This window comes from Paenarthrobacter aurescens, assembly GCF_041549525.1.
Classification (GTDB): Bacteria; Actinomycetota; Actinomycetes; order Actinomycetales; family Micrococcaceae; genus Arthrobacter; species Arthrobacter aurescens.
On the sequence record NZ_CP157456.1, the window covers coordinates 3,104,692 to 3,117,265 of the forward strand.

Below are 12,574 nucleotides of genomic sequence, written 5' to 3' on the forward strand. Positions count from 1 at the left end.
TGTCCTGGGTTGAACAAGTGTTTAGTGTTTGAAACATGCGTTCAATCGCAGAGGATCTGACCACCCGGGCGCGCATCCGCGACGCCGCCATTGGGTTGTTCGGCCGTGAGGGCTTCGCCCGCGCCACAGTAAGGGCCGTGGCTACCGCCGCCGGCGTGAGTCCCGGCCTGGTCATCCATCATTTCGGCAGCAAAGCCGGGCTGCGTGAAGCGTGCGATCACCACGTCCTTTCCCGGACCGCTACCCAAGGCCGCGAGAAAACGGATCCTGGATCCACACGCCAGCTGATCCAGGACTACATGAACCACCCGGAGCAGTACGCGGACGAAATCACCTACATCCGACGCACCCTGAGCGACGAATCCGCGGCCGGCGATGCTTTCTTCGACGCCGTCGTGAAGCAAACCGAGGACATCATCCGCGCCGGGATGGAAGCAGGAACCATCCGGGAATTCGGAGACGTCCGGTCCACCGCCGTCGTCATCGCCTCCAACAGCCTCTCCATCCTCATGCTGGGCCGGCACCTCTCACGGACTTTGGGCGGTAGTGCGGCCGAATCCCAGGAAATCGGCCCCGATCTCCTCCGGCAACTGACCCTGCCCGCCTTGGAGATCTATACGCACGGCTTCTACACCGGCACACAGTTCCTGGACGCCGCCCGCGAGGCCTTAGAGCACAGCACCAACACCGGAAAGGAGCATGCCCCGTGAACCAGGCAATTGTGGTGGAGGGTCTGCGCAAAAAGTTCGGGTCCCGCGAGGTCCTGCACGGGCTAAACTTTGCAGTGGAACGGGGCACAGTGTTCGGCGTCATCGGGCCGAACGGAGCGGGCAAAACCACCACCATGCGCTGCTTGCTGGACATCATCCGGCCCAGCGCCGGGTCCGTTTCCGTTCTGGGACAGGACCCGCGCTCGGCGGGAACAGGGCTCCGCCGAAGAATCGGCTACCTGCCCGGCGAGCTCCATCTGGAAAACAGGACTACAGGCCGCCGCATGCTGGAGCATTTCGCAGCGATCAGCGGGCCCGTGGAGCCCAGGCACGTCAACGAACTGGCCGAACGGCTGAACCTTGATCTCGACCGTCAGACCCGGAAACTATCCAAGGGCAACAAGCAGAAACTCGGACTTTTGCAGGCCTTCATGCACAAACCCGAACTCCTGGTGCTGGACGAACCCACCAGCGGCCTGGATCCTTTGGTCCAGCAGGTGTTCCATGCGATGGTCCGCGAAGCCGTGGATGATGGCGCAACAGTGTTCCTCAGCTCGCACGTCCTCAGCGAAGTACAGCAAGCCGCCGACGCCGTGGCCATCCTCCGCGACGGCGAAATCGTCACCGTCTCCACGGTGGAAGCACTCAGGACCGCCGCGGTCCGGCAGTTGCGGTTCAACAGCACCGGAACGGAAGCGCACGACGTCGATGCACTGCTGGCCCGGGTGCCCGGCGTCGCCAACGTAGCGGTACGGGAGCTTAAGGCCGACGGGCACGCTGCTGGAACTGTGGAGGCCACAGCGACGCTCTCCGGCCATGTACAGCCCTTGATCCAGGAGCTGGCTACGTTGAAGCTCACGGAGCTGGTGCTCGAAGAGCCCGATCTTGAGGAAGCGGTTCTCAACCTCTATTCAGGTCAGTCGCCTCAGCTTGGCCGGCACGCGGAAGGAGCACACCGTGCCTAAGGTCCTCCCCCTGTTTACCAAGGCCCTCACCGACTCGTGGCGATCAACACTGGCGTGGGCTGCTGGATTGTCTGCGGCATGCATGTTGTATCTGCCGCTCTATCCATCGATCGGAGGAAGCGCGCAAATGCAGGATCTGATCAACGCGCTTCCTCCGGAAATGACCAAGGCCCTGAACTACGATCAAATCGCCTCGGGACCCGGCTACACCCAAGCCACCATGTTTGGGCTGATCGGATTCCTGCTGATGTCCATGGCCTCCGTGGGATGGGGTGCAGCGGCTGTGGGCGGGGACGAAGAATCCGGGTTGCTCGAGCTGACACTCGCCCATAGCGTCACCCGGGTGCAGGTAGTCCTTGAGCGCGCCCTGGCAATCGTGGTCCGCATAGCACTGTTGTCCCTGCTCGTCTTCGTGTTGGTGCTGGGACTGAACGGTCCCGCCCAACTGGGCATCGACGTCGGGCATCTGGCTGGAGCAGTGCTGCTGTTCGCCGCCCTGGCCCTGCTGAGCGGGACGGCCGCACTGTGCGCCGGCGCGCTCAGTGGCCGGAAGGTGTACGGGATCGCGGCGGGCGCTGCCGTGGCTGTCCTCGGGTATGTGTTCAATGCGGTGGGACGGCAGAGTCCGGATGTGGAGTGGCTGCTGAACCTTTCGCCGTACCACTGGGCTTACGGCAATTCCCCCGTGGCAAACGGCGCCGATGTGGCGGCCACTCTTGGACTGTACGGGATCTCGGCAGCACTCATTGTGCTGGGAGCGGTGGCCCTGCAGCGACGCGATGTGGGGGTCTAGTTCCAGAGGTGTGGTGCCGGACGCCGTGATCCTGGAAGCGCGTTGTTCTCGCGCCACTCGTGGATCCACTCCGGCAGCTCAAGCCCGGCCGGTGGCGCTCCAAATTCAGCGATGATCTCTTCCTGCGTAACCGGCCTGCCCTTGGTGACCAGGCGGGTGGCGATGTGAGCCCGCGCGTAGATTTCACCGTCCACCACCATCCGCTGTTCAAAGTAGATGGCCTTGGTGTCCAGCCCGATGATGCGGGTTTCGATGGTGTATTGCTGCCAGAGTTGCAGGGATTTGCGGAAGGCAATGGTCTCCCCGGCTGCCACCGGACTCCACCCGCGCTTGCGCATCCTCGTCCAGATGCCGCTACGGACCATGAGGTCGAAGCGACCAAGGTCCATCAGGGAGAAGTACATACCGTTATTGACATGCATGGCGATGTCGATGTCAGTGGGAAGAACCCGCAAGGGCAGCGAAGATTCTTCCCAGACGCCCAATGGCGAGCGGTTACGGGATGTGAACAGCAGCATGAGGGTACGGAGAAGCAGGTGCATGACTCAATGTTACCCGGCGGTAACTTTGAGCGGAATACTCCGACCGGATAGTGGACCCGGTTCCCGGCCTGCGCGCGTTTATGTCCAACGTTTGCACTAACGTTTACCGCCGGTTCACTAAAGACGTGCACAATATCTGAAACCCATATTGATGGAACGTACAAGGGGGACCCCATTGAGCACACTGCAAACCACCAGGCCGCAAGGCGACGTCTGGCCTGAACTTGCCCGCCACCAGCACGTGGTCCTCCGGGACGCCCGCGGCAACAGGATCGAGGGCACCATTGATGGCATGACCGAGGATCGCAGCACTCTGTGGATCCAGCTCAAGGGAGGCCTGGGACGCCAGCTCATCCACCACCTGGACGGATACTGGCTGGAAACCCCGCCCTCCTGAACCGGTTCATCCCCGGGGCCGGCGTGCACCATGGCTAGTATTCCCCCTATGACACAAGCGCGATACCGGGACCTCGTTGAATGGCCCCTCATGGCCACGGCACTGGTTTTCCTCACTGCCTACGCCTGGCAGGTCATCGGCCGGATCAGCGGGGACGAGGCGCTGCCCTTCGAGATTGTCCTATGGATCACCTGGGGAATTTTTGCCCTGGACTATTTCGTCAACCTCTGGCTTGCCGAAGACCGCACCCGATGGTTCTTCTGGAACTTGCATGAACTCCTGATCGTGGTGCTCCCCTTCTTCCGCCCCCTCCGACTGCTGCGGCTGGTCACTTTACTCTCAGTCCTGCAGCGCACCGTCGGCGAAACCCTGCGTGGCCGGGTGGCCACCTATGTGGCGGGAGCAGCGGCCATGCTCATCCTCATCGGCGCATTGGCGGTGTTGGATGTGGAGCAGAACGCCCCGGACGCCAAGATCACCACCTTCGGCGATGCCGCTTGGTGGGCCGTCACCACCATCACCACCGTGGGCTATGGAGACCTTTACCCCGTGACCCCCATAGGCAGGATCGTCGCGGCAGCCCTGATGATGAGCGGGATCGCGGTCCTGGGTATCGTCACGGCCTCCATTGCCTCCTGGCTCGTTCAGCGGATCGAGGAGAACGCCGAGGATGTGGCAGCGGCAGCCGAGGTCAAAGCCGCCAAGGCCGAGGAACCGGTTCGCGCCGAGATGGCGGACCTCGTCACGGAGATCGCGGCATTGCGGATGGAAATAGCTGAACTCCGGCAAGCCACGGAGACCAGACAAGCCACACAGATCAAGCAGGAGCGCGAGGCATAGTCCAGGAGTCGGACTCACTCCCGTGCCGTCACCACCTTCTTTGACCACGAATCAGGCGTGACGCGCCGGGGTTTGCGGCGTGTTGGCCGGCTTGCAGAATCAAAGTGGGTGGTAGCCGCACCCGCGCGACACCTGGATCGTGGCGTCGATGACGTGTTTGCGCGGGCCAAATGAATATGGGTGCCCCCAGGAACACAAAAAAATCCCCGGAACCAGTGGTTCCGGGGATTTTCCTTGGGTGGCAGATGAGGGATTCGAACCCCCGTAGGCGTTGCCAGCTGATTTACAGTCAGCCCCCTTTGGCCGCTCGGGTAATCTGCCGAACTTCAAAAGAAGATCACTTCCGGAGACCGTTTCTTTTAGATCCGGTAACCGAAGGCAGAGACAACCTTACAGAACTTTCTGCGAAGAATCTAATCGGGGCTGAACGCTTGGGATTTAGCGGGATTTCAGGCTTCCCCGAGGATCCGGCCGGCCAGTTTCGCTTCAAACTTCTCGGCCTGCTCGGCAGTGATCTGGTTCAGCTGTACAGCGCGCAACAAGTCCGCGTGCACTCCGTCCATCCGCGACGTGGCGTCAGGCACCGGGCTCAGGACGATCGATGCTGCCACAGCCGCGGCAGCTACGGCACTGGCTGCGGCAACGGCGGCCGTGCCAAGTGAACCTGCTGCCGCTGAGGCGGATTTGCTGATGGACTGGACGGCCTTGCTGTTCATGCTGATCCTCCGTGGATGCGTTCTTCCAACTGATACAACTCTCAACCAGCTGCCTCTGTTCCAACCCTGCATGCGCTGTGAGCGAACTGTGAAAGAACTCCCCCGTCCCAACCGTCGCCTTCCGTACTAGGCTGGATGCCAGACCAACCCGCCCTCACAGGGCCCCCAACCTAAGGAGAGTCATGGCAGGCGAATCAACATTCGACGTCGTAAGCAAAGTAGACAAGCAAGAGGTTGCCAACGCACTCAACCAGTCCCAGAAGGAAATCGCCCAGCGATACGACTTCAAGGGCGTCGGCGCTGAGATCGATTTCAGCGGTGAAAAGATCCTCATGAAGGCAAACTCCGAGGACCGCGTCCTGGCTGTTCTGGATGTCTTCCAGTCCAAGCTCATCAAGCGTGGCATTTCCCTGAAGTCGCTGGATCAGGGCGAGCCGTTCCCGTCCGGCAAGGAATTCCGCCTGGAGTGCACCATCAAGGAGGGCATTGCCCAGGACATCGCCAAGAAGATCAACAAGATCATCCGCGATGAAGCCCCCAAGTCGGTCAAATCCCAGATCCAGGGCGATGAGCTCCGCGTGACCTCCAAGTCGCGTGACGATCTTCAGGAGACCATGAACATCCTCAAGAAGTTCGAAGAGGCCGATCTGCAGTTTGTGAACTTCCGCAGCTAGCATCCCCGCAAAAAGCACCGAGGCAATCAACGGCCTCGAAGCCGGGACGCACGCTCACCAGGGCGCTGCGTCCCGGCTTTTGTTGCCCCCGCCTCCATCGATTGTCGTAATGAGCCAGCGCATTAGCACACGAACAGTTTGCGTAATAGTCAAGTCACAGTATTCTTCTTCCTTAGGTGAGCCTAAGTACGGCGCCCCTTAGCGAAAGAAAATCCATGACCGCCAACTTCTTGATCGGCCTGCGCGAAGGCCTTGAGGCATCACTGATCGTGGTGCTCCTGATGGCTTACCTGATCAAGACCGGCAGGCCGCACTTGATCCCCAGGGTATGGATGGGCGTTAGCCTGGCAATCGCCATATCGCTTGGCTTCGGTGCCTTGCTCACCTTTGGCCCCCGCGGTCTCACGTTCGAGGCCCAGGAAGCGATCGGCGGCGGACTGTCCATTGTGGCTGTTGCGCTGGTGACCTGGATGGTCTTTTGGATGGCACGTACCGCACGCAGCCTCGGCGGTGAACTCCGTTCGCAAGTGGATAAAGCGGCCGACGGCGCCGCCTGGGGCCTTGTGGTGGTTGCGGCACTCGCCGTGGGCCGGGAAGGCCTCGAAACCGCCCTGTTTATCTGGGCAGCAGCCCAAGCCACCGGCGAAACCACCCTCCCGCTGCTGGGCGCCCTCCTTGGCCTGCTGACGGCAGCCGGTTTGGGGTATCTGCTCCACCGGGGTGTGCTGAAGGTGAATCTTGGCCGCTTCTTCACCTGGACTGGCGTAGGCCTCATCATTATTGCCGGGGGCGTCCTGGCGTACGGAATCCACGATCTCCAGGAAGCCGGCATTCTTCCCGGCCTGAACAACCTGGCCTTCGACGTCTCAGCCGCCATCCCGCCGTCGTCCTGGTACGGAACCCTGCTGAAGGGAACCCTGAACTTCTCCCCCGCCACCACGTGGCTGGAGGCAGCCGCCTGGCTGCTCTATGTTGTCCCGGTGCTGTTCCTCTATATCCGGGCGAATCGTTCATCGTCACCCGCGAATTCCAGCACCACCGCGGCTTCCACTGTGGCAACGCAGGCTTAGGCCACCACCGTCATTCCGGGTAACTCCCGTCACGCCCTTCAACATAAGGACCCATCATGCTCGGATCCCCCAAACTTCGCAGGACCCTCGCCGTTATTGGCGCCGCCACAGCAGTGCCGCTGGTACTTGCCGGCTGCACGGACAACAGCAAAACCACCGGAGCCACAGACGGTCCCATCCAGGTGAGCAGCACCGCCACTGAATGCAAGGTGTCCACCGGAACCGCGCCGAGCGGCAACCTCACGTTTGCCGTGAAGAACGAAGGCACCGAGGTCACTGAGTTCTACCTCCTGGCCGAGGATGGCCTGCGCATCCTGGGCGAAGTGGAGAACATCGGCCCGGGTATCACCCGCAACCTGGTGGTCACCGCCCCGGCCGGCAAATACAACACCGCTTGCAAGCCGGGGATGCAGGGCGAAGGCATCCGTGCTTCGTTCGAGGTCACTGAGTCCGGAACCAAACCCAGTGTTGACGCCGACTTCCAGAAACTACTGGACAACGGATCCCAGCAGTACGCCGCCTACGTCAAGGACCAGACCGAGCAGCTCATTGTTGGCACCAAGACCTTCGCCGAGGCCTTCGCCGCAGGTGATGCCGCCAAGGCCCGGGAGCTTTACGCCTCCACCCGCATGCACTGGGAGCGGATCGAACCGGTAGCTGAGTCCTTCGGCGATCTGGACCCCAAGTTGGACGCCCGTGAGGCAGATCTCGAGCCCGGACAGGAATGGACAGGCTGGCACCGTGCCGAGAAGGACCTCTTCCCGCCGGCGGAGTACACGGCCATGACACCGGCCGAGCGCACGGCCATCTCCACGCAACTGGTGGCGGACACCGAGGACCTGGTGACCCGTACCCGCACGGTCGAACTCACACCGGACAAGCTCGGCAACGGTGCCAAGGAGCTCTTGGACGAAGTTGCCACCGGCAAGGTCACAGGCGAAGAGGAAATCTGGTCCCACACCGATCTCTGGGATTTCCAGGCCAATGTTGATGGTGCCCGCATTGCGTTCGAGAACCTGAGGCCGGCCCTGGAACAGAAGGACCCCGAGCTCGCCAAGTCCTTGGATGAGAAGTTCACGGCCCTGCAGGCCGAGCTCAAGAAGCACGCCAAGGGCGACGGTTTCGTGTACTACAACGAGTTGAGCCAGGACCAGGTCCAGCAGCTCGCTGCCTTGGTCGATTCGCTGGGTGAGCCCCTCTCCAAGCTCACCGCAGCCGTGGTGCTGTGAGCGGCTGCCCCTTCGGGCACACCGACGCGGACGCTGAGCGCCCAAGCGAGGCTGCCGCCGTCGTAAACTCCCGGGAAGCGGCCGACGGCGGTGCAGCGTCTACCGCTGAAAGTCGCCGCAGTGGCGTCTCCCTGAAAGGTGTCTCCCGACGGGGACTGCTCTCGCTCGCGGGAGTAGGCGGCGCGGGTGCGGTTGCTGGCTTGGCTGCCGGGTTCCTGGGACACGATGCACTAAATGCCGCTGCTGCTTCCGCCACGGACACCAGCACCGGCGAAGCGGTGGTCCCGTTCTTTGGCGAGCACCAGGCCGGCATCACCACCCCGGCCCAGGATCGCCTGCACATGGCCGCGTTTGATGTCACCACGGAAGACCGCAAGGAACTCATCAAGCTCCTCAAAGACTGGACTGCAGCAGCAGAATCCATGACAACCGGCCAGCCCACCGGCCGGACCGGTGCCGTGGATGGGCCGTACGATGCCCCGCCTGAAGACACCGGCGAAGCATTGGATTTGGCGGCTGCGAAGTTGACGCTGACGTTCGGTTTTGGCGTGGGGCTTTTCGAGAAAGACGGGAAGGCGCGCTTTGGTCTGGAGGGGCGCCGTCCGGAGGCCCTGATCGATCTTCCACATTTCCCCGGGGACGATCTTCAACCGGGCCGCACGGGTGGGGACATCGTCATCCAGGCTTGCGCTGATGACCCCCAAGTGGCAGTCCACGCTATCCGGAACCTTGCACGGATCGGCTTTGGCAAGGTCCGGGTCCGGTGGTCTCAGTTGGGCTTTGGACGTACGTCCTCCACGTCCCGGGCGCAGGTGACTCCGCGGAACCTGTTCGGTTTCAAGGACGGCACCAACAACCTCAAGGTCGAGGACAATGCGCTGCTGGATGAGCACGTGTGGGTAAGCTCCGGGCCCGCCGGCGAACAATGGATGACCGGCGGCAGCTACCTGGTGGCCCGCAGGATTCAGATGCACATTGAAATCTGGGACCGGACTTCCCTGCGCGAACAGGAAGGACTGATTGGCCGCACCAAGGGAGTTGGTGCTCCGTTGTCCGGCGGGGACGAATTCAGCACGCCTGATTTTGCCATGGCCGGCCGAAACGGCGATCCGCTGATTCCCATGGACGCCCATGTCCGTTTGGCCCATCCGGATCAGAACAATGGTGTGAGGATGTTGCGCCGGGGCTACAACTTCACGGACGGCTCGGACGGGCTGGGACACCTGGACGCCGGGCTGTTCTTCATTGCTTTCGTCAAGGATCCCCGGACCCACTACGTTCCCATGCAGCTGACGTTGGCCAAGAGCGACACCCTGTCCGTGGAGTACCTGAAGCACACCGGCTCCGGGCTCTTTGCGGTGCCCCCGGGTGTCCAGGCGGGCGGTTTCATCGGCGAAGGGTTGTTCGCCTAGGAGCGGTGGCCCGCACCGCCGTCGTGAAGCCGCTGATCCGTTGTTGGCCAACGACGGAACAGCGGGGATGCGACGTACTCAGCAGGAACTTAGGAAAGCGGGCGCCCGGCCATCCGTTCCAGCCGGCTGATCCGTTCCTTCATGGGCGGGTGCGTGGAAAACATGCGCCGCATGCCGCCTCCGCGGAACGGGTTGGCGATCATCAGGTGCGAAGCGTTGACCAGCCGCTGGTCCTGCGGGAGCGGCAACTGGCTCACCCCGGATTCGATCTTGCGCAGTGCTGAGGCGAGCGCCAAGGGGTCGCCGGTGAGCTCCGCGCCGTCCTCGTCGGCGTCGAATTCCCGGGTGCGGGAGATGGCCATCTGGATCAGTGAGGCCGCGAACGGCGCTAGCAATGCCATGGCGATGGTGGCCAGCGGGTTGGCGTTGCGCCGGTCGCCGCTGCCGAAGATCAGCAGCATCTGCCCCACGGAGGTGATGACACCGGCCACGGCTGCGGCAACGGAAGAAGTGAGGATGTCGCGGTTATATACGTGCATCAGCTCATGACCCAGGACGCCCCTGAGTTCGCGGGCGTCCAGCAGGTGGAGGATGCCCTCGGTGCAGCACACGGCAGCGTTCTTGGGATTGCGTCCTGTGGCGAAGGCGTTGGGCGTCATGGTGGGCGAAAGGTAAATCCGCGGCATGGGTTTGTTGGCCCGCACGGAAAGCTCCCGAACAATCTGGTAGAGCTGCGGCGCCTGGGCCTCGGTGACGGGGTAGGCAGCCATGGAACGGATGGCAATCTTGTCGCTGTTCCAATAGCCGTAAGCGGTTGTGCCAACACCTATCAACGCCATGATCCAGATGGGCGTGGTGCTGCGCGTTCCGGCTGCAATGATGGCGCCCAAACCCAACAACACCGCCCACAGCACACCAAAGAGCGCCGCGGTCTTGAGTCCATTGTTGTGTTTATGCACGGTTGTTCTCGTCGCTTTCCTCGTCTGTGGCAGGGGTTCTGTACGCGTTAACGCCGACGCCGCCCGTCGTGTTCCGTTGCCAGCCTACGTTGGCGCTGTGGCTGACACAGTTCAGGCGGGGTCAGGGCGCAGGGTGCTTGGCATCGTAGGCGACGAATCCGGGCTGCATTCGGGAGGCCACCCACGCCAGGACAATGCAAAGCAGTCCGCCAACGAGCAACACACCGCCTTCACTTAGGAACTGGGTGACTCCGCCGGCAAGCATGTCCCCCACCCTGGGACCTCCTGCCACCACCACAATGAACACACCCTGGAGCCGGCCCCGCATGTGGTCCGGCGTGGCTGACTGGAGGATGGTGGTGCGGAAGACGGCACTGATGGAGTCCGATATCCCGGCGAGGGCGCAGCAGAACGCTGCCGGGATCAACCAGGCTGTCACCCCCTCACGGCCTGAGTCACCGGCCAACAGCACCACCAGGCCAAAACCTGCAATGGAAGCACCCCAGCCAATAACGGACCACACCACGGCGCTGCCCTGCTTGCGAACCCTTCCCAAAGGCCCGGAAAAGAGCCCGGCCAGGAAAGCACCCACGGCTGTGGAGGCGAGCAGCACACCCACCGTGGTTTCGCCGCCACCGATCATCACCGCCCCGATGGCCGGCATCAAAGCTCGCGGTTGGGCGCAGATCATGGCGATGAGGTCAATGATGAACGTCATGCGAACATTGGGCCTGGTCCCCAGGAACCGAAAGCCCTCCACCACGGATTTCAGCCCCGGCCGCACGGCGTCCTTGGATGGCGGCAAGGGCGGGAGTTTGAAGAGACCCCACAGGGCGAAAGTGAAGCTGATGACATCAATGGTGTACGTCCACCCGAATCCTATGGTGGCCACCAGGACCCCTGCCAGGAGCGGACCGGCGGTCATGGACAGGCCAAACGTCAGCATGCTCAACGCGTTGGCCGCGGGCAGCAGGTCCTTGCGGACCAGGAGCGGGATGATGGCGCTGCGGGCCGGTCCGTTGATCCCTTGGGCGCCGCTTTGGATGGCCACCAGCGCGTAGAGGAGCCAGATATTGCCCACTTCCAGCCAAGCCTGCAGAGCCAAGGCTGCGGTGGTTGCCCAAAGGACCAGCGAGGCAATGAGGGCAACTTTACGGCGATCATAGGCATCAGAAACGGAGCCACCGTACAGACCGGCGATTACCAGGGGCACCAGGGCAAAGATGCCAAGGAGGCCAACGTAAAAACTCTCCTCCGTGAGCCGGTACACCTCCAGGCTGACGGCCACCAGGGTCAGTTGTGTGCCGACTGCAGCTACGGAACCTCCCAGCCAGAGCCGCCGAAAAGCGGGGCTCTCCTTCAAGGGGGTGATGTCTGCCAGTAGTTTCGCCACCGTCCTACCTTAACGACCATTGCAGCAAGCACCCGCAACTCTCCCTCCCCGCCGCTACGGCTTGGTAGGCTCACCCCGGGGAAGGAGTTGACATGGGCTTGGAGCGACGTTTGCTGTACCGTTCGGGGTTTTGGGAGATCGCCCGGCCACGCCACCCCCTCACGGCCGGGCACATTTTGATCCGGCTTTCCGATCCATCCACCGAGTTCGCGCAGGCTTCAGCGTCCGACTGGCTTTTTTGCCATAATCTTGTGCGCGCCGCCCTTCATGACGTCCTCGGGGCAACTCGCTTCGCGGTGATGTTCGCCCATCAATGGCACCCCATCGGCTCCGCAATCGGCGAGCCTGTTGCTGAGTCTTCAACCCCCACGTTTCACGTGTTCGGCCGCTGGGACGGAGAAACCACGACGCCGGGAGCGCAGCTTTCGTTGCCGGCCCACCGTCGGCCCGGGGAACCTGGTCATCCGATGGACGCTACCGACGCAGCCATCCGTGAGGCGCTGCAACGACGCCGGCCCGAGGCGGGGGTGAGTTCCGCGCCCGAGGCGGGTGACGCCGTCGGGCCTTCCGCTGCCTCAGCCCCGATGGTCCGGGCGGTGCAGGTGGGGCCGGTCCATACCGTGATTGAAACTCTCAGGCCTGTAGCCTCAATCCGTGACATCCTGCCCACGGAACTGCTGGCCATGGGTGCCACGTTGGCAGGGCTCCCCTTGAGCGGCGGCCTCAGCGGATTCAGTTGCCTTGCCCTGGAACGGGAGTCAGAGGATGGCCCGCTGCGTGTCCATGCGCTGGGCAGATCAGCCGCTGAAGCAGTCAATCCGCTGGAGGACCTGATTCGTTCACCGGAAGTTAGCCTTGCCTTATTGTGAACTCC

14 protein-coding genes and 1 tRNA gene are annotated in these 12,574 nt (G+C 62.5%); 10 read left to right on the top strand and 5 right to left on the bottom strand.

The genetic code is table 11. The features are described from left to right. Nucleotides 1–35: 35 nt before the first annotated feature. From ABI796_RS14390 to ABI796_RS14400, 3 genes are read left to right on the top strand one after another with little or no spacing between them, the layout of a single operon-like run. Complete coding sequence (locus tag ABI796_RS14390) at nucleotides 36–710, top strand: TetR family transcriptional regulator (protein WP_141281779.1); 675 nt, start codon at nucleotides 36–38, stop codon at nucleotides 708–710. Then, a complete protein-coding gene (locus ABI796_RS14395) occupies nucleotides 707–1,675 on the top strand; it encodes an ABC transporter ATP-binding protein (protein WP_141281781.1) in 969 nt (322 codons plus the stop codon). The genes ABI796_RS14390 and ABI796_RS14395 overlap by 4 nt, the downstream gene beginning before the upstream one ends. Next, nucleotides 1,668–2,468 carry an ABC transporter permease subunit gene (locus ABI796_RS14400; RefSeq protein ID WP_141281783.1) on the top strand — a complete coding sequence of 267 codons (801 nt, stop codon included), beginning with the start codon at nucleotides 1,668–1,670 and terminating at the stop codon, nucleotides 2,466–2,468. The genes ABI796_RS14395 and ABI796_RS14400 overlap by 8 nt, the downstream gene beginning before the upstream one ends. On the opposite strand, the gene ABI796_RS14405 is transcribed toward ABI796_RS14400, so the two are convergent. Then, nucleotides 2,465–3,010 (bottom strand): thioesterase family protein, encoded by a 546-nt coding sequence (locus ABI796_RS14405; RefSeq protein ID WP_141281785.1) that lies wholly within the window; start codon nucleotides 3,008–3,010, stop codon nucleotides 2,465–2,467. The two genes, ABI796_RS14400 and ABI796_RS14405, sit on opposite strands and share 4 nt — an antisense overlap. Nucleotides 3,011–3,185: 175 nt before the next feature. Between ABI796_RS14405 and ABI796_RS14410 the strand changes: the two genes are divergently transcribed. Both ABI796_RS14410 and ABI796_RS14415 read left to right on the top strand, forming a co-directional pair. Then, a complete protein-coding gene (locus ABI796_RS14410) occupies nucleotides 3,186–3,407 on the top strand; it encodes a hypothetical protein (protein WP_141281787.1) in 222 nt (73 codons plus the stop codon). A 48-nt stretch (nucleotides 3,408–3,455) separates the two neighbouring features. Next, nucleotides 3,456–4,247: a potassium channel family protein gene (locus ABI796_RS14415; protein WP_141281789.1), complete on the top strand. Its 792-nt coding sequence runs from the start codon at nucleotides 3,456–3,458 to the stop codon at nucleotides 4,245–4,247. A gap of 239 nt (nucleotides 4,248–4,486) precedes the next feature. Here the strand turns inward: ABI796_RS14415 and ABI796_RS14420 are convergent. Both ABI796_RS14420 and ABI796_RS14425 read right to left on the bottom strand, forming a co-directional pair. Further along, a tRNA-Tyr gene (locus ABI796_RS14420) sits at nucleotides 4,487–4,568 on the bottom strand. 128 nt (nucleotides 4,569–4,696) lie between these two features. Further along, nucleotides 4,697–4,963 carry a hypothetical protein gene (locus ABI796_RS14425; RefSeq protein ID WP_141281791.1) on the bottom strand — a complete coding sequence of 89 codons (267 nt, stop codon included), beginning with the start codon at nucleotides 4,961–4,963 and terminating at the stop codon, nucleotides 4,697–4,699. A gap of 182 nt (nucleotides 4,964–5,145) precedes the next feature. Here ABI796_RS14425 and ABI796_RS14430 point away from each other — a divergent pair, with 182 nt between their 5' ends. The 4 genes from ABI796_RS14430 (at nucleotide 5,146) to efeB (ending at nucleotide 9,348) form a co-directional block, all read left to right on the top strand. Next, nucleotides 5,146–5,637: a YajQ family cyclic di-GMP-binding protein gene (locus ABI796_RS14430; protein ID WP_017200185.1), complete on the top strand. Its 492-nt coding sequence runs from the start codon at nucleotides 5,146–5,148 to the stop codon at nucleotides 5,635–5,637. A 215-nt stretch (nucleotides 5,638–5,852) separates the two neighbouring features. Further along, entirely contained in the window at nucleotides 5,853–6,707 is an 855-nt protein-coding gene (efeU, locus tag ABI796_RS14435; protein WP_141281793.1) for an iron uptake transporter permease EfeU, read from the top strand. A 56-nt stretch (nucleotides 6,708–6,763) separates the two neighbouring features. Continuing rightward, nucleotides 6,764–7,936 carry an iron uptake system protein EfeO gene (gene efeO / locus ABI796_RS14440; protein WP_141281795.1) on the top strand — a complete coding sequence of 391 codons (1,173 nt, stop codon included), beginning with the start codon at nucleotides 6,764–6,766 and terminating at the stop codon, nucleotides 7,934–7,936. Then, on the top strand, nucleotides 7,933–9,348 hold the full coding sequence (gene efeB, locus ABI796_RS14445; RefSeq protein ID WP_141281797.1) for an iron uptake transporter deferrochelatase/peroxidase subunit: 1,416 nt from the start codon (nucleotides 7,933–7,935) through the stop codon (nucleotides 9,346–9,348). The genes efeO and efeB overlap by 4 nt, the downstream gene beginning before the upstream one ends. Nucleotides 9,349–9,437: 89 nt before the next feature. Here the strand turns inward: efeB and htpX are convergent, their stop codons facing one another. Both htpX and ABI796_RS14455 read right to left on the bottom strand, forming a co-directional pair. Then, nucleotides 9,438–10,307, bottom strand: a complete 870-nt coding sequence (gene htpX, locus ABI796_RS14450; protein WP_062073338.1) for a zinc metalloprotease HtpX — start codon at nucleotides 10,305–10,307, stop codon at nucleotides 9,438–9,440. A gap of 121 nt (nucleotides 10,308–10,428) precedes the next feature. After that, nucleotides 10,429–11,700, bottom strand: coding sequence for an MFS transporter (locus ABI796_RS14455; protein WP_141281799.1), 1,272 nt, complete (start codon nucleotides 11,698–11,700; stop codon nucleotides 10,429–10,431). Between the two features lie 92 nt (nucleotides 11,701–11,792). Here ABI796_RS14455 and ABI796_RS14460 point away from each other — a divergent pair, with 92 nt between their 5' ends. Then, nucleotides 11,793–12,569 (top strand): hypothetical protein, encoded by a 777-nt coding sequence (locus ABI796_RS14460; RefSeq protein WP_141281801.1) that lies wholly within the window; start codon nucleotides 11,793–11,795, stop codon nucleotides 12,567–12,569. The last annotated feature ends 5 nt before the right edge of the window (nucleotides 12,570–12,574 follow it).